Source organism: Flavobacterium sp. (assembly GCF_035299005.1).
Classification (GTDB): Bacteria; Bacteroidota; Bacteroidia; order Flavobacteriales; family Flavobacteriaceae; genus Flavobacterium.
The window spans coordinates 35,426-54,070 of sequence record NZ_DATGXL010000003.1; the positions used below are offsets into that span (position 1 = coordinate 35,426).

General features: G+C 31.0%; 12 protein-coding genes. 6 read left to right on the top strand and 6 right to left on the bottom strand.

Annotated elements, in window-relative coordinates:
- Position 1 precedes the first annotated feature (1 nt).
- Complete coding sequence (gene hutI, locus VK164_RS01215) at positions 2-1,237, bottom strand: imidazolonepropionase (protein ID WP_324207620.1); 1,236 nt, start codon at positions 1,235-1,237, stop codon at positions 2-4.
- Between the two features lie 71 nt (positions 1,238-1,308).
- On the opposite strand from hutI, the gene corA reads away from it, so the two are divergent.
- Both corA and VK164_RS01225 read left to right on the top strand, forming a co-directional pair.
- Entirely contained in the window at positions 1,309-2,379 is a 1,071-nt protein-coding gene (corA, locus tag VK164_RS01220; protein WP_324207621.1) for a magnesium/cobalt transporter CorA, read from the top strand.
- A 95-nt stretch (positions 2,380-2,474) separates the two neighbouring features.
- On the top strand, positions 2,475-2,645 hold the full coding sequence (locus VK164_RS01225; RefSeq protein ID WP_324207622.1) for a hypothetical protein: 171 nt from the start codon (positions 2,475-2,477) through the stop codon (positions 2,643-2,645).
- Between the two features lie 69 nt (positions 2,646-2,714).
- Here the strand turns inward: VK164_RS01225 and VK164_RS01230 are convergent, their stop codons facing one another.
- Complete coding sequence (locus VK164_RS01230) at positions 2,715-5,168, bottom strand: outer membrane beta-barrel family protein (RefSeq protein WP_324207623.1); 2,454 nt, start codon at positions 5,166-5,168, stop codon at positions 2,715-2,717.
- Between the two features lie 74 nt (positions 5,169-5,242).
- Positions 5,243-5,584 carry an arsenate reductase (glutaredoxin) gene (gene arsC, locus VK164_RS01235; protein ID WP_324207624.1) on the bottom strand — a complete coding sequence of 114 codons (342 nt, stop codon included), beginning with the start codon at positions 5,582-5,584 and terminating at the stop codon, positions 5,243-5,245.
- Between the two features lie 45 nt (positions 5,585-5,629).
- Between arsC and VK164_RS01240 the strand changes: the two genes are divergently transcribed.
- Together VK164_RS01240 and VK164_RS01245 are read left to right on the top strand one after the other, a co-directional pair.
- Positions 5,630-6,586, top strand: a complete 957-nt coding sequence (locus tag VK164_RS01240; protein WP_324207625.1) for a CPBP family intramembrane glutamic endopeptidase — start codon at positions 5,630-5,632, stop codon at positions 6,584-6,586.
- Positions 6,587-6,595: 9 nt separating this feature from the next.
- A complete protein-coding gene (locus VK164_RS01245) occupies positions 6,596-7,648 on the top strand; it encodes an AMP-binding protein (protein WP_324207626.1) in 1,053 nt (350 codons plus the stop codon).
- Positions 7,649-7,655: 7 nt separating this feature from the next.
- Here the strand turns inward: VK164_RS01245 and VK164_RS01250 are convergent, their stop codons facing one another.
- Positions 7,656-8,078 (bottom strand): DoxX family protein, encoded by a 423-nt coding sequence (locus VK164_RS01250; RefSeq protein ID WP_324207627.1) that lies wholly within the window; start codon positions 8,076-8,078, stop codon positions 7,656-7,658.
- Between the two features lie 75 nt (positions 8,079-8,153).
- Entirely contained in the window at positions 8,154-9,770 is a 1,617-nt protein-coding gene (locus tag VK164_RS01255; RefSeq protein WP_324207628.1) for a M1 family metallopeptidase, read from the bottom strand.
- Positions 9,771-10,117: 347 nt separating this feature from the next.
- On the opposite strand from VK164_RS01255, the gene VK164_RS01260 reads away from it, so the two are divergent.
- A complete protein-coding gene (locus tag VK164_RS01260) occupies positions 10,118-13,651 on the top strand; it encodes a PAS domain S-box protein (protein WP_324207629.1) in 3,534 nt (1,177 codons plus the stop codon).
- A 15-nt stretch (positions 13,652-13,666) separates the two neighbouring features.
- Positions 13,667-14,029: a response regulator gene (locus VK164_RS01265; RefSeq protein WP_324207630.1), complete on the top strand. Its 363-nt coding sequence runs from the start codon at positions 13,667-13,669 to the stop codon at positions 14,027-14,029.
- Between the two features lie 74 nt (positions 14,030-14,103).
- On the opposite strand, the gene VK164_RS01270 is transcribed toward VK164_RS01265, so the two are convergent.
- On the bottom strand, positions 14,104-17,925 hold the full coding sequence (locus tag VK164_RS01270) for a type ISP restriction/modification enzyme (RefSeq protein WP_324207631.1): 3,822 nt from the start codon (positions 17,923-17,925) through the stop codon (positions 14,104-14,106).
- Positions 17,926-18,645: the final 720 nt, after the last annotated feature.

Below are 18,645 nucleotides of genomic sequence, written 5' to 3' on the forward strand. Positions count from 1 at the left end.
ATTAAATAAATTTTCCTTCAATAATTACTTTATCAATAAGATTAGTACCAAAAGAATAAGGCAATTGGTAATAACTAGTTAAAGGTTGTGTTAGTAATATGTTAGCTTTTTTTCCTTTTGTAATGCTTCCATGTGTATTTGATATTCCCATAGCATATGCTCCGTTTATGGTAGCGGCATTGATTGCTTCTTCAGGAGTCATTTTCATTTTTATACAAGCTGTTGCTACTACAAAATTCATGTTTCCAGATGGAGTTGTGCCAGGATTATAATCGGTAGCCAATGCTAAAGGTAAGCCAGCATTAAGCATTCTTCTGGCAGGTGTGTATGGAATACTAATAAAGTAAGAACAACTCGGTAAGGCTACTGGCATTGTTTTGCTATTTTTTAAAACCTCAATATCTTCATCCGTTACTATCTCTAAATGGTCAACAGATAATGCACCATTTTCTACACAAGCTTTAATACCATCAATAGCAGTAAATTGATTTACATGAATTTTTGGTTCCAATCCATATTTTTTGCCTGCTTCCATAATTTTTATAGTTTCTTCAACAGAAAAATAACCTGTTTCTAGAAACGCATCGATGTAATCTGCTAAATTTTCGGAAGCAATTTTCGGAAGCATTTCGTTGATGATTAAATCAATATATGCCGAATGATTTTCTTTGTAAGTCAATGGAAAAGCATGTGCGCCAAGAAAAGTAGCTTTGATAGCAATAGGATAATTCTCTTTTAATCGTTTAATAACACGCAACATTTTCAATTCACCTTCAACCGTCAAACCATAACCCGATTTGATTTCTAAAGCTCCAGTTCCTTGTTGCATAATTTCTTCTAATCGAACTTTAGATTGCTCATAAATTTCTTCTTCAGAAGTTTCATTTAGTTTTTTTGACGAGTTCAAAATTCCACCACCGCGATTGGCAATTTCTTCATATGTTAATCCGTTTATTCGATCTACAAATTCTTGTATTCTGTTACCTGCATAAACAATATGTGTGTGGCTATCAACCCATGTGGGTAAAATAACGCGTCCCGTTGCGTCAATAATATTTGCATTTGGTAGAATTGGACAATTTTCCATGGAACCAAAATCGGCTATTAAATTATTTTCGATTAAAAGAAAAGCATTATCAATTTTCGGTAAAATGGACATATCAGAACCAGCTACTTTGTCAATGTGCTCTTCTCTAACTTGTAAAAGTTCTTTTATATTGATGAATAATGTTTGCATTAAAAATAAATTTGAGTAAAAATACTTCTCATTTTTAAAAACTCCTATCTTTATATCAAAATTTATTTGTTTTGAGAAAAATAAAATATAAAAAAGGTAGAAAAGTTCAACCAGTAATTTTAGAGTATACTGGTAGTCATAAAGATACGCCTACAGAAATACAATTGTTTGTATATAATAATGAAGATATAACTGAATATCATCAATTATTAGTTGATGACATAAAAGAGAATATTGACATTCAAAAAGTCAACTGGTTAAATGTTCATGGATTGAATAAAGCAGAAGTAATTCAAACAATCGGAAATGATTTTGGCGCTGATAATTTTATAATAGGTGATATTTTAAATACAATTAAACGAACTAAATTAGAAGAGTATAGTGATATTTTATTTTTTAATGTGAAGTCACTTTTACCATTAGCAGCATCAGATAATATTAGTGTAGAACAGATTAGCTTTTTGTTAAAAGACAATGTTTTATTATCATTCCAAGAAAAGCGAAGCGATTTTTTTACTCACATAAGAGAACGGATTAGGACAAATTCGGGTATTGTACGAACAAAAAAAGCCGATTTTTTACTGTATTTATTATTAGATGCAATTATTGAAAATTTTTACATCACCCTGGAAAGTGAAGAAGATAAAGTTGATGATTTAATTAATTCGATAAAAGTAAATACCAAGCCAGAAACTTTAGAGCATTTAGAAAAACACAGAGATAATCTAAACTTTTTAAAACGTTCAATTATTCCACTTAGAGATTCGTTGTATTCAATTAAAACAATCAAAGACGACAATGTATTTAATTCTATTGAGCAAGAAAATTATTCGTTTTTCTCACGTTTGCATCAAAAATGTCTAGAATTGTTAGAACAAATAGAATCAGATTTAAGCACATTGGATAGTGCTTCAAACTATTTCTTTTCGGCACAAAACCATAAAATGAATGAAGTAATGAAATCCTTAACGGTGGTTTCGATGTTTTTCTTACCCTTAACATTTATTGTTGGAGTGTATGGAATGAATTTTAAAAATTTTCCTGAACTAGAGTGGGAGAATGGCTATTTTATAATTTGGGGTGTAATGATTTTAATAGTAATTTTTATGTTTGCCTACTTTAAGATTAAGAAATGGTTTTAGTTTAAAAATTAATCTATAAAATAAATCAATATTCTATTGTTCAAAATAAATATTCCCATTATCTTTGACAAGAATTCATTAATTCCGGAAAAATCATGTTTGAATTTCAACAGTACCTAGGTTTTTTACTTTTCTTAACCATATTAACTATCGGTTTTTGGTTGATGATATTCTTAGTAGGTTTCGTACAATATTGGTTGGGCGGCGCTATCATAGAATTGATTAAAGAGAAAAGAGCTAAAAGACAAGATGACTCAGAAAATTAATTTTTTCTAGTTTTTAAAATAAAAGTCCCGAATTATCGGGACTTTTTTTATATTGTATGTTAATGGATTTTATGGTTGCCCCACAAAATCTCCTTCGCCATTATCTTCGCGTTTTTGTTGTTTTTCTCTTTCGTTTTTCTGTTTGTTAAAACGATAAGTAAACGATAATGTGATTTGGCGTTCTCTCATCTGCATTTCACTATATGAACTTACTACATTTTCAATGTTAGTTTCCATTAAACGCTTTCTTGAATTAAATAAATCACTCACATTTAATGCAATGGTTCCTTTATCTTTTAATACATCTTTGCTAAAGGCTAAATTAACTGAAGCATTTCCAAGAATTTTTCCTTGAGCAGTTGTTTGTGGTGCGTTGTATGTTGCGTTAGTTTGCCAATCAATTTTATATGGTAAAGTTACTTTAGAACTTATTCTAGTTGTCCAACTCAAGGCTATATTGTCAAAATTTTGATTGATTTCATTACCTAAGTAATCAGTATAAGTATAATCACCTTGTGTTTCATTTCTATATAAATTGAAGTTTCCATTTAATCTCCACCATTTATAAGGTGTATAATTAAGATTAAATTCAAAACCAGCTCTATATTCTTTAGCTAAGTTTATAGGAGTACTGATAATTACTGGAACACCATCAACAAATAAACCAGATTCTTTTCTGATGAATTGGAACGTATCGTTTGTTAAGTTGATATAAGCTGACGTACTAAAAGTCAGTTTATCCCATTTGTTTAAATAGCCAATGTCAATTGCATCAGTTAATGAAGGATTAATATCTGGATTACCTTGAAAAATATTAATATTACTTGAATAGGAAGAAAAAGGATTTAAGAAACGACCTCTTGGACGATTTATCCTTTTGCTATAACTTAAACTTACAGAACTTTTATCAGAAACTTCATAATTGATAGTTGCTGATGGAAAAAAGTTGTTGTACTTTTTGTTATTATAATCATTCGCAGTAATTGAATTTACATCAATATTACTGTCTTCAAAACGCATTCCTAAGAAGTAAGAAAATTTATTAATTTTTGAACCATACTGTGCATAAAGAGCATTTACATTTTCATTATATTCTAATGTGTTTGAATACAATGAAGTTGGTAAAATTTCAAATTCAGTTAAATTCTTTTGAAAGCTTCCTCTATAGCCAGCTTCAAAACGACCATCTTTTCCAATTGGTAAAACATAATCGGTTTGAAATAAGTTACGTTGTTGCTTTTGATTATTTACAGTAGTTTCTGTAAAAAGGGAAGTAGCATCTCCTAAAATTTCATCATAGATTGTAGAGCTTTCGTTTTCTCTGTTTTGAGAAACAGCTACATCAACGGTTAATTGATGTCCATCTTTTTTGAATTTTTTAGTAAAATTGGTAGAATATTCAATACTAAATTCATCACTTTTTGAATCGTTCAAACGGTTTCTTACAAATGTAGGATTGTTTAAAGCATCAAAATTATAGAAGAAAACATTATCTGGATTTTTGCCATTATTTTCTCTAAAAGTAATCGCATTGGTCCAAGTTAAAGATTTACTCAAATTCAAATCGATACCAAAATTTGCATTGTAGCCTTCGCTAAAACGTTTATTGGTTCTTCTTTCATTAATAAATCTACTTGTTGTACCATCAGAATTAAAGTACTCAGCATCGGTTAACGAGTTTCCTGGACTATTTCTATAATTGTAACCAATATTTGAAAAAAGGTTAAAATCTGTTCCTTTCTTGTTTAAACTAGTACTTACTCCATATGATTCTGGATCACCCGCAGATACTATAATAGATCCATTAACTCCATTAGATTTACCTTTTCTAATCACAATATTAATGATACCTCCACCACCTTCAGCATCATATCGAGCAGATGGATTAGTAATTACTTCTACTTTTTCAACTGCATCAGCAGGTAATAATTTTAAAGCATCCGCAACATTAATTCCTGCTAATCCTGATGGTTTTCCATCAATTAAAATTTTTACATTTTCATTTCCTCTTAATGCAACTGTTCCCTCAGCATCAACTGTTACAGAAGGTACATTATCTAAAACATCGCTTACAGTTCCACCTTTTACCATCATATCTTTTCCTACATTATAAACTCTTTTATCCAGTTTAATTTCAACAGTAGATTTTTCTGCAATAACTACAACATCTTGTAGTTGCGCGATATCGGCTTCTAAATAAAATGGGCCTATAGCTGTATCTGTCAAGTAGGTTTTTTGAGGAATTGTAACTTTTTTATAAGAAATCAATTCAACATCTATGGCTCCAGTATATTCTCCTGGTGTAATTTCAAATGAAAATGAACCGGTACCATCTGTCATAGCTCCAAAAAGCTGTTTGGTTGTTACATTTTGAAACGAAATAGGTGCATATTCTACAGGAAGATTAGTTCCTTTTTCAAATATTTTACCAGAGATTTTAATTTTTTTATCAGCTGGTTTTTGCGCTAGGGCAGTAAAACTTAGTAATAATGTAAATACTACTAATAGAAAATTCTTATTCATAAATATTTTTTTCGATAAGACTGCAAATTTACTCTTTGGTTTAGCCTTAATTTCCTAAATGTTTGTTAAAACTCTTATAGTAGGTCTTTAATCTTTTCTTTAGGTCTTGCAATTATAGCTTTATCTCCTTTAACTACAATTGGTCTTTCAATTAGTTTAGGGTGTTTCAACATTGCATTTACGATTTCAGTATCAGATAGTATTTTGTTTTTATAGTTTTCAATCCAAATAGATTCTTTGGTTCTAACTAATTCAATAGGCTTTATGTTTAGTTTTTTGATAACTTCTTCAAGTTCATCTTTAGTAAAAGGGTTGTCCATATATTTGCGAAGTTGAAAAGGTAGATTTAAAATTTCTAACTCACACAAACCTTCTCTCGATTTGGTGCATCTTGGATTATGGTAAATGGTTATCATTTCGTATTTTTGTTACAATTAATGTACAAAAGTAACAGATATAAAATGTTTATAAACCAAGCTTTCAAAAAAGAAACTGATTTTTCACTAGTTTTATTAGATTTTCTAAAATATTTGATAGGATCGATTATTGTATTTCTTGCTTCTTTAATTGGACAGATTCCTTTAGGAATAGCTATTTTATTTTCAGGAAAGACACCAGATTCTGAAAGTGATATTTATAAATTATTTGACTCAAATTTGTTCTTATTTCTTGCTTTGCTTTCATTTGTTTTTGCAATGATAGGATTGTATTTTGTAGTCGAAAAAATACATCGTCAAAAATTTATCACCATTATTACTTCAAGAGAGCAGGTTGATTGGAAGCGAGTATTTCTATCTTTTGGAATATGGGTTTTAGTGTCAACAGTATTAATTTTATCAGCCTATTTTTATGATCCAAGCGAAATTATTATGCAGTTTAATCTGGTGCCTTTTTTAATTCTAGTTGGAATTACATTGTTATTGATGCCTATTCAAACGAGCACAGAGGAACTTATTTTTAGAGGTTATTTAATGCAAGGTTTCTTTAATTTGGCCAGAAATAAATGGTTTCCATTATTGATGACTTCTGTTATTTTTGGTACAATGCACATCATGAATCCCGAGGTCGAAAAAATGGGTTATATTATTTTAGTTTATTATATAGGTACAGGATTGTTTTTAGGTATAATAACTTTAATGGATGAAGGTACCGAATTAGCTTTAGGCTTTCATGCAGCAAATAATATAGTTGCTTCATTATTAATTACTTCTGATTATACTGTTTTTCAAACGCATTCTATTTTTAAAGATATGTCAGAACCTTCAATGAATTTTGAAGTATTTTTTCCTGTTTTAGTGCTATTTCCAATATTATTATTTCTATTTTCAAAAATTTATAAATGGAGTAATTGGAAAGAAAAATTAATAGGAAATAAACAAGCTCTTCAGTCTCATGAAAATTCAATATTTAACCAATAATTTTTTAAAATGATACCAAATTATAAAAATATTCACAATCGATTTAAAATAAATGGCTTTCATTTAGATAAAGAAGCCTTATTTCAATTAGCATATAGTTTTATTAAAGAAGGAGAAATTTTTGAAAAAGAAATCGGGGAGTTTTTATTGGATTGGTTAGATGATTCTGATACGATTCAGTTGATGACATCTGGTACTACAGGTGAGCCTAAATTGATAACTCTAGAAAAACAAGCAATGGTGCTTTCAGCCATTGCTACTGCAGATTTTTTTGATTTGCATCCGGGAAATAAAGCTTTACTTTGTTTACCTACTCGTTATATAGCTGGAAAAATGATGCTGGTTAGAGCATTTACTGTTGGATTAGAATTAGATATTATGCCTTCAAGTTCACATTTAGACAATTTATTGCCTCAAAATGTGTATGATTTTGTAGCTCTAGTTCCTATGCAAGCCCAACAGAGTATTTCAAAATTAAATCAATTTAAAAAAATAATTATTGGAGGAGCACCAGTTTCAAGATCGCTTTCTGAAGCGTTGCAAAATTTAAAATGTGAAGCTTATGAAACGTATGGGATGACCGAAACTATTACCCATATTGCTGCAAGAAAAATTAATGAGTCAACATTCAAAGTTTTGCCAAATATCAACATTGCTACAGATGATAGAAATTGTTTGATAATTACTGCTCCAGAGATTTCCTCAACTCCAATAGTTACAAATGACATTGTAGAGATTAGTAATAAAAATGAGTTTAAATGGTTAGGTCGATTTGACAATGTTATTAATAGTGCAGGGATTAAATTATTTCCAGAGCAAATAGCTGCTAAATTGGAATCGGATATAACTCAACGATTTTTTATTGCAGGTGTTTTTGATGAAACATTAGGTCAGAAAGTAATACTTGTGATTGAAGGTGAAGAATATGCCATAGACAAAGCATTGTTTGAAATTTTAGATAAATACGAAAAACCAAAAGAAATTTATTTTGTACCTAGTTTTTATATGACTGAAACGAATAAAATAAACATAAAAAAAACCCTATCTAAAATAGGGTTGTAGTATTAATTTATTGCTCCATTTTTAAATAATAATCTGCAGAATGTTTTCCGCTTCCATACAATAAAAAGGTAATGCCCAAAACGATGGCAATACTAGATTGTATAAATTCGGAATAATTAAATTGGTGTATAAAATTCAGTAAAAAAGCACATAAAATAATTGGCATTTGGACACCAACAGACCATCGTGTAAGAAATCCAATAATTATCATTATGCCTCCAACCATATGTGCTAATGCGACATAATGAATTAATAACATTTCACTGGCAAAATTTCCCATGATACTTAGAATATCATGCAAATATCTATGTTCAGTAATAAACTCAACACCTTTCAAAAACAAAAAGACGCCATACCCAATTCTCAAAATATCAATAGGATAATAAGTGTGTGTATTAGCCCATTTATTTAACTCTCTAATTGTAGCCATAATAAATAAATATTTGATTACGCACTGCTAAGTTAGTGATAATTAAACAATTAAAATATTTTTTTGGCTTAAAATTTAATTAAATTTGATATAGAACTTATCTGTTAACACTTTAATGTCATTTACACTATTAATCACTTCACCAGCTTTTTTCCATTCATTAGTTGGTAAAAGACGTATTTTTCTATCACCAATAATAATGTCTACAGGCATATTAAATCCAGTTACATTTGTTTTCCATCTGTATTGAAAACGATTTTTATATCCTTTAATTTCTAAATGAGGAATAGCTGTGTAATTCAAATATTGATTAAAAATTGGAGACAAATCTTTACCTGTTTCTTTATTAAAAAATGCAATTACCGTTGGTGTATCAATAATTTGCTTTTTGTAAGTTTCTGAGTATTTTAATAAGATGGCCCACCATTTATCATCATTATCAATCACATGTCGAAGTGTATTTAATAGGAGTGAACCTTTGTAATACATATCGCCAGAACCTTCACGATTTACGCCAAATTGACCAATAATTGGCTTGTCATTTCTAACATTTTTAGATTGACCATTAATATATTTCATGGCAGCCTCATAGCCTTGAGTACACTCTATAAAAACAGTTTCAGTATAAGTAGTAAATCCTTCATGAATCCACATATCAGCAATGTCTTTACTTGTTATACTGTTACCAAACCATTCATGACCCGTTTCGTGAATAGTAATATAATCAAATTTCATTCCTACACCAGTTCCAGACATATCAAAACCCATGTAGCCTTTTTTATATTTATTTCCATAAGCAACGGCACTTTGATGTTCCATACCTAAATAAGGTGTTTCTACTAATTTATAGCCGTCTTCCCAAAAAGGATATTTTCCAAACTTAGATTGAAAACAATCCAGCATAGGTTTTACATCATCTGCAAAGTGTTTACGAGCTTTATCTTCATTTTCACGCAATACATAATAATCTAAATCTAGACCATTATGATTATCATGAATGTGCACATAGTCACCAATATTAATAGTAATGTCATAATTGTTGATTGGATTTTTAACTTCCCAATCCCAACGTGTAAAATTGTTGGCTAATTTTTCAGAGCCTAAAAAGCGTCCGTTTGAAACATTCATTAATCCATCAGGAACAGCAACTTTTACCGATGCTCCATTATCTGGTTCATCTGTTTGTGTATCTTTTACAGGATACCATAAGCTTGAACCTGTACCTTGTACAGCTACACCTATCCATGGTTGTTTTTTTGCATCAGAAGAAAATACAAATCCGCCATCCCATGGGGCATTTTTTGCAATCCTTGGATTTCCTTCATAATATATCTTTATAGATTGTGTGCTTTCTTTTGTCAATTCAGAAGGAAATTTTATAAATATTGCGTCAAACTCTCTTTTATAAGATAACTTTTTACCATTCCATTCTATCGAATTAATTTTCATGTTTTCAAACAAGTCAATTTGAATAGTGGAGGTGTTTTCAATTACTTTAAAAACGATTTCGTTATGTCCTTCAATTTTTTTAGTTCTAGGCAGTACTTGAATGTCTAAATTGTAACGCAATACATCAAAACAAGTTCTTTCAAATCGTAATCCACCTTGTAGTGAGTCTCTTCGAGTTGTTTCTTGCGCGTTAATTTCTTGCATTCCAATACTAAATAAAACAATTAAAAGTAGTTTTTTCATAATATAAAAGTTATATGGTAAATATAAGTAGTAGAAATTAGATAAATGTTACCATTTCTTAATTAAATGTTTAGAAACTCCATTTATCATTTTTTTATCGTTTAAGTTTGATGAAGTCTTTTTGAAGAATTAATATTTTTTTATTCTATTTTTGATTTATAATTAAAAATATTTTACTCATAATTTAAAAAACTTAAAAAATAATCAGTTTTTTGATAAATTGTTGAATTATATTTAAAAATGAAGTGCGCTTTTTATTTTAGATAAAATATGTATTAACTTGCGCCCATCCCCCCGCTACTTTTTCTATTGTATTACATAATTATTAATTATGCATCATAAGCCCTATGAATAGAATACAGAGAAGCAATTTACTTGGGGATTTCCAAAGTATTAAAAGTTTTGAAGAATCAATAGATGTTGTATTGTCCTATATAATGGATCAATGTGATATTCCTTATGCGTATTTGCATATTACTATTGATGATTCAATTATATCTATTTCTAAAGGAGATATAGATTTTAGTACCATAGCACAATTTCATACTTCAATTGAAAAGGCAATACAAGAGGATTCAATTAACAAAAAAACTTCCTTTTCAGTTTCTAAAGAATTATCCTTTACAATTTTAGCAGGATTTCCTATTAATGGAGGTGATAAAAAAAGAATAGGAACACTAAGTTTTCTTGATACAGATTCCAAAATAGTACCTACTTCACAAGTCAAAACAATTGAGTTTGCCGTAAAACAAATTCAATTTTTAATAAAATCTTGTTGTAATAATATAAATTTACAGAAAAGCATTGTTAATCAACAAGATAAATTTGATTTATTTACCGAAAATTCAAAAGAAATACTATTTGAACTCAGTCTTGAGGGAAATTTTCTTTCACTATCTGAAAGTTGGATTACTGAAATGGGATATGAAATTGATGAAGGAGTAGGAAAAAATACGGTAAATTTTTTGCATCCTGATGACCAAGAATATGTTGGTAATTTTCTAAGTAGGTTAGTGCCTAATGAAAAATGCAGTGAGATAATTACATATAGAATCAAACACAAGAAAGGGCATTATGTATGGCATTCTTCAAATGTTAAATTAATAGCTAAAGATGGTGAGTGTTTTTTTATAGGAAATTGTAGAGATGTTACAGCCTTTATTAAGGCACAAGAAGAAGTAACAAATCAAAAAGAATTTTACGGAAAAATATTAGATAGACTTCCAATAGATTTAGGCGTTTGGGATGACAAACATCGTTATTTATATTTGAATCAAGCAGCGATTAAGAATGAAGAATTGCGAAAATATATTATTGGTAAGGATGATTTTGAATATGCTAAATACACTGGTAGAGATGATAGTTTTGCGACAAGTCGTCGAGAAAAATTTTTGAAAGCTTTAGAAACTAAACAAATTTCTGAGTGGGAAGATACAATTACCTCAATAGACGGACAGCAATTTTTTCACACCAGACGATTTATTCCTATCTATAATGAGGATGGTTCGTTTGACATGATGACTGGATATGGAATAGATATTACAGAAAGTAAAAAAATCAACGAAGAAATTCTTAGAAGTAGACAATTAATTACAAATGTGATTCAAAATGCGGCCGTTGGAATTATTGTTCAAGGGCCACAATCTGAATTTTTAGAATACAATAAATCGGCTTGCGAGATGCTTGGTTTAACGGAAGACCAAATGCTCGGTAAAACTTCTTTTGATCCTCATTGGAAAGTAATACACAAAAACGGAACTGAATTCCGTTCACATGAACACCCTGTGCCACAAGCCATTGAAAAACGTGTTCCAATCAAAAATATTGTAATGGGTGTACACCGACCAATTACTAATGATTTGGCATGGTTGTTAGTTGACGCTATACCTGTTTTTGATGACTTAGGTGAATTGGTCTATGTGGTATGTACTTTTAACGATATTACGGCAAGAAAAAAAGCTGAAGATGCTTTAAAGGTTAGTAATGAGCGTTTTACTTATGCCAGTGAAGCAACATCAGATGCGTTGTGGGATTGGAATATGATAACAAACGAAATTTTTGTTGGTGAAAGTTATTCACAATTGTTTGGTTATCAATTTGAAAACAATATTATACCTGGCGAATTTTGTGAAAATTTAGTACATGCAGAAGATAAGGCTGAGTATGAAGAATCTATTGAAATAGCTATAGCAGCAGGTGATCAAAAATGGTCACACGTATACCGCTATTTAAAAGCAAATGGTAATTATGCTTATGTTAGTGATAAAGCTATCATTATTAGAGACGCAGAAGGTAATCCTGTACGTATGATTGGTGCTATGCAAGACATTACGCAAGAAAAACAACTTAAAGATGAATTGCTACAAAGTGAAGAACGATTTAAAGGAGCTTTTTTCAATTCATCTTTCGGGATGGCTATTGTTGATTTAGAAGGCTATTGGTCTGAAGTTAACGATAAAATGTCTGAAATTTTGGGCTATACTAAAGAGGAGTTTCGCGAATTGACTTTTCTTGACATAACTTATGAGGGGGATTTAGAAGAAGATTTGTATTATAAAAACCAGATTGAGACCAGAAAAATGCCTAATTTCAATATGGAAAAAAGGTATATTCATAAAAATAAATCACTGGTTTGGGTACATTTATCTGTGTCTGTTGTTAAAAATAGAGCTGATGAAATTCAACATTACGTTGCACAAGTTATCGATATTTCTCAACGTAAACGAATGGAGGAGGAGAACAGAATATTGATTGAAGAAAATAATAGAAACAAAGCACTACAGCTGGATGAAGCTAAAAACATGTATCGTTTATTAGCGGATAATACTATTGACTTAGTTTGTTTACATAATTTAGATGCAAGTTTTAAATATGTTTCACCTTCTATACATGCTCTATTAGGATATGAAGCTGAGGATTTGATAGGGAAACTGCCTGAAAATTATGTGCATCCAGATGATTTAGAACGATTTAAAAAGCGAATAGGAGGAAGCATCAATAGCAGAAGTCGTTTTTCAGAACAAGTGCGTTTAAAAAACAGTAAGGGTGAATATGCTTGGTTTGAAACCAATGCTGCAATAGTTTTTGAAAACAATGTTCCAGTTGGTTTTCAATCTAGTACTAGGGATATTACTCAACGTAAAAAAGCAGAGAAAATTATTGAAGATACGCTAATTCAAGAACGACAACTGAACGAATTACGAACCAATTTAGTGTCAACCATTTCGCATGAGTTTAGAACACCAATGACTACTATCAGGACTAGTGCAGAGTTAATTACAATGTACTTGCAAAACAATGATTTTCAACATGCTCCATTGGTAGAAAAAAGAGTCGATACCATCACTCAAGAAATTGACAGAATTGTAGAATTGATGGATGCTGTATTAACAATTTCAAAAGATGATGCAGGCAAAACTAGTTTCAATCCTGTAAGTTGCGACTTAAAAGAAATTTGTTTAGATGTTATTGAAAATAGTTTTAATCATCAAAAAGATAATAGAAAGGTTGATATAACTTTTGATGCAAAACAAGCCATTATAGTTGCCGATATTAATCTTATTAAATATACCTTATTCAATGTTTTGAATAACGCATTCAAATACTCGGAAGGATGTGGTAATGTAAAATTGAATTTATTTGCCCAAGATAAAAAAGTGTTTGTTGAAGTAATTGATAATGGTATTGGTATTCCAAAAGAAGACCAGCCTAAATTATTCAACACCTTCTTTCGTGCTAGTAATTCAAACGGTATTCAAGGTACGGGATTAGGACTTTATATCATTAAAATGTTTACCAAAAAAAATTCAGGAAAAGTAAAATTAGAAAGCCAATTAGGAAAAGGAACCAAAGTTACATTGACGTTTCCTTTGAGTAATTAAAGAGTAATAGAAATCATGACAAAAGTATTAATTATTGACGATGAGGTCAATTTAAGAGAAACAATTGCAGAGATGCTATCTTATGTAGGTTACCATATTTGTTTAGCGCAAGACGGTATCCAAGGTTTACAAAAAGTAATTGAATTTGAACCTGATATCATTATTTGTGATGTAATGATGCCCGAATTAGACGGTTATGGATTTATGGAACGACATAAAAGTTCATCTCATGCACACATTCCAGTAATTCTTCTCACTGCAAAAGTTGAGCAAAAAGATGAAGAATATGGCTTAAGTTTAGGTGTAAAAGCATACATCAGGAAACCATTTACTTTTAAAGATTTGCAAGAACAAATAGCACAACATTTACCAAAATAGAAGGTAGGTCATCGCGACCTACCTTTTTTTTAATCATTACCTTGTGGAATTGTGCCTCACTAAATATAGATACTTTACAATTGTATTGTATCAATAAGTTTCATAATCCTATCCGTTTCTGTTAACGCTACAATTATCTTTTGATAATGGAAAATATCATCTGTACTTAATTCACGGTCTTTGCGGTCTTTAAGCCATTTTTGTGCTGGTTGGTAACCACCAATGTAAAAGTTCCAAGCTACTTCAGGAACATTGGCAAAATACTGCGTCTCATTAATATACACACGCCCTAAATTCCCCTCCTCTGGAGGGGTGCCCGTAGGGTGGGGTGGTTTTTCCTCAGCAAGAGTATTGCCCGCAGTAGGGTGGGGTGGTTTTTCCTCAGCAAGAGCATTGCCCGTAGTAGGCTGAGGTTTTTTTACACCATAATTATTAACGATAAAATGCTCCACATCATTTAATGCCTTAGTCATATTATGTAATACATCTTCAACTGAAATTCTACAAACCAATAAACCTAAAGACTCTAAATAAGCTTGTCGTTTTGCATCATATATTTCTTTTTCATCATGGCTTTTACCATCAATCTCAATGACTAAACCTAGTTTTTTAACATAAAAATCAACAATATAATTTCCAATAACGCGTTGACGATCAAAATCTAATTTATGAAAGTGACCTTTATGCACTTGTGTCCAAAAAAGAACTTCTGATAAATTATTGGCATAGCGCAATTCTTTTGCTCTTGGTTTTAATTCTGGATTATAGGGCAAATCGGTTATAGTATTAAAATAAATGGGTTGCTTTTTAATGAAAATATCGGGTTGTTGTTCTTTTATTGACGAAGAAAAAACCACCCCGTCCTTCGGACACCCCTCCAAAGGAGGGGAATTTTCAAAGCGTGGTTTCATCACTACATTATCGCCATCTTCAGGATATTGTGTTATGTACTTTTCTACAACGTCGCTTTCTAATAAATGAATTTGTCTTAATTCACTACCCAGTTCCACTAGATGCCAAAACGTTGCTCTGTCTTTTGGATAGGGCACACGTGGAAAATCTATTTTTAAAAACTCTTTATATTTTTCTCTGTAATTAGGACTGTGTAATATGGCATATATGTAATCTAAAATGTCAATGGGTGCAAAATCTTTAGGCAGACCTGACAGGTTTTCGAAACCTGTCAGGTCTTTTTCAGGTACAAACGGAATACCCAACTGCTCAGCCATTTGATTCACAATTTCAATGTTGAGATTAGGTGTGCGAATCACTTCATCTAATATAGTTGCTTGGTCAGTGATTTCAGGATATATATAAAGTGGAAATATTGCTGACTGTGTTGTTCTTTCTCCACATTTTGTCTCCATTATGTTTTTTGAAATATAAAAGTGGTCACATGTATCTGATTTATTACTTCTAGCTGTTATCAATCCTAAATTTTCACCTCTGATAAATTGATTCATAATTTTAGGTTGTGGACTTGAATATAATCCACGTGAGTTACCAGTGTAAAGTGTCCATCTTACATCGAAAGGGCGATATTGTACCTTTCTATAGTTATTTGTGTTTACAAAATTAATTGCATCGTTTTTAGCAGTAACATATGTCCAATCACGGGCATCTTTTGGACGTTTATTCATTATTCTCCAACCATTTTCGTCCATAGTGATTAGTTGATTTATTTTTTCTAATTGTTCAGATTTTGAAAAAGATATATTCAATCCATCATTTGCAGAAACAAAGCCAACTGAATTTACACTAAATAATTTACTTATACTAAATCCACTATTGTAAAGTTCAAATAAATCGTTGTTTGAACTTTTAAAAAAATAATATGGTTTTTCAGGAGATAATTTTTTAAAATCAATTGTATTTAAATAATTATCGGTTAAAAAATCATACTTCATTTCTCTCTTACCATATAAATCATAATGTAATACTTCGGCTAATTGGTTATCATCTTTTTTGTTACTCTTGATGAAAATATTTATTGAAACTCCTTGTTGGATATCAAACACATTTACATCAGAACTCCCATCGGGTGAAGTCTCTTTAATATTACTGTTTCCGTGTAAGTCAATAGTGTAAATTTTATCATAAGTTTTCAGTAAATTCCATCTCATACCCCTAAAAGTAGGGTTTCCTAGAAATCCATGAGGATTGATAAAAGCTAAAACACCTTCACCATTCTTATCAATAAAATGTTGTCCAAAACGCATGAATTTTACATAATCATCGTTTAACCAATGTTTACGTTCTTTAAAGTGTTCTCCATCAATATATTTGTAATCTTCTATCAAATTTTGAATCCAATCACCATTATTTGAAGAAATTCCACTATATGGCGGATTTCCCATCACCACCATAACAGGCGCATCACGTTTTATGGCATTGGCTTGGTCGGCTTCATCGCTTAACCAACTGCTAAATAGTGTTTGCGTATCGGGGTGGGCTTCTTCTAAACTATTAGTCAAAAATATTTTTAATCTCTGAGATTCCCCTCCTTTGGAGGGGTGCCCATCGGGCGGGGTGGTTGGTTTATAACCTGTTTCGGTTAATAGCATGTCCATTTTCAAATGCGCCATAGCATAACTCGCCATTAACAACTCAAAGCCATTTAATCGTGGGATTAAATCATTGGTAACATACTTACTCCAAATACCTTGTTGCCCTTCAAACTTTTTGTAAATGTGTTTTACTACTTCGGCTAAAAATGTTCCTGTTCCAGTAGCAGGGTCTAAGATTTGTACTTTGTGTACTTCTTGTTCAGTTTCTACTTCGGTTAATTTTGAGCGTTTATCTGCTGTTGCTTTTGTAACCGCTTTTTTCTTAATTTTTATTTTACTGGTATCTGCTAAACCCTGTGGTAAATTGAACTCGGTTTTTAAAATATCATCTACAGCACGTACAATAAAGTTTACAACCGGTTGTGGTGTGTACCAAACGCCTCGTGCTTTTCGCAAAGAAGGATTGTATTCACCCAAAAACGTTTCATAAAAGTGTACCACCGGATCTTCTTGTTTGGTACTTCTACCAAAGTTTTTCATAATTAAGGCGACATCAGAAGCCAAGAAAATGTTTACCAATTCATCTACAATCCAAGCCAAACGGTTATCTAAATCATAGCCTGCAATATCTTGAAACAACTTGCGCAAAAATGGATTACTTTTTGGAATCAAAGTTGCAGCTTCTTCTCTTGAAAAAGTAGGCAATGTAGGGTCGTGATAACGAGCTGCAAACATTCCATAAGCGATGGTTTGCGCATAAATATCAGAAAATGATTTGTTATCAATGTCGTGAATCAGCATTTGTTGAAATGCCAACATTTGCGATTTTATTTGAGAACGCTTGCCTTCTAGGTCGTCATTGTTTAATGATTTCTCAATTACATCAGCCATCAAACGGGCTTTGCCAGCCATCATTTGCGCCAATTTTGTAGGCGACTTAATGGTTTGACTTACTGTAACAGCAAAGTTTTGAATAAGGTTTGTAAATTGTTCAAAGTTTTCAGGTTTAGCTACAATACTGCCATTTTCAACAGAAGCAATAGCAATTTTAGTAGTGAATTCACCATCTTTATAAAAATGGAAATCCATGTAATCGGTAAAAATCAAATTTGATAATCCCGCTTTGTATCGATCAAATTGTTCTTTTAGCTTTTTATCATTCAAGTCTTGAGTTACATCTTTTGCCTCAATATATCCAACCGGAACATCTTTACGAGTTAGTACATAATCAGGTGCACCACAATCTACACGAGCAGGCTCGTTTGTTACCAAAATATCTGGTAATAAATACATTAAAAGATTTTGTAAATCCCCACGATACGAATGTTCTCTGGCGTTTCCTGTTTTATAAAGTGTGTTTATCTTATCGATATATTGTGTAAGTGTCATTAGGCAAATAATTAATTTCTAATATCCCCAAACATAATGAAAAATATGCAAGTGTACAAGGTTTTTTTTGGCATAAATGCGTAAAAATTAAATTGGGAAAAGCGAAAAATAGTATAGGCTCAATGCATCAAAAAGCACTAAAAAAGCCTCACAGCATACGTAAAAAAAAAGAGAAAAAAGGGAACAAAAAAGTTGTTATTTTCAATGTTAAATTTTATAAAATCGTGCATGCACAATCAAAATAAATACTATATTTACACTATAATTTCGTTAGAGTAGCTGGAACTACTCGAGGTCTTATTACAAAATTACGCTCAAAAATCGGGGTTCTAGCCAGTTTTTTTGAGCTTTTTTTATGCCTTTTGAGAAGAAAAAATTCGATGAAAAGAATAAAAAATTCGATAAAAAGTTTTTGATGCGAATGGATTGAAAGATATTTTTTGACCATTTTTTTTATTTTTTAGAAAGAAATCAAAAAAAGCAATCAAAATTAGTGTTGAAAATTTTGTCCTGATGAAATAATAGGAACATCCCGACGAAGGAAATGTTTTGTCAGGACAAAGCAAACGGTTCGTCCGTATGAAATTGTTATAATTATAACAAAAAAAAGACCCCGAGCACTGGAATACTCGAGGTCTTACTACATAATTACGCTCAAAGATCGGGGTTCTAGCTCGCTTTTCTGAATGACAAGTCATTCAATAAAGAACGCAATCTTTT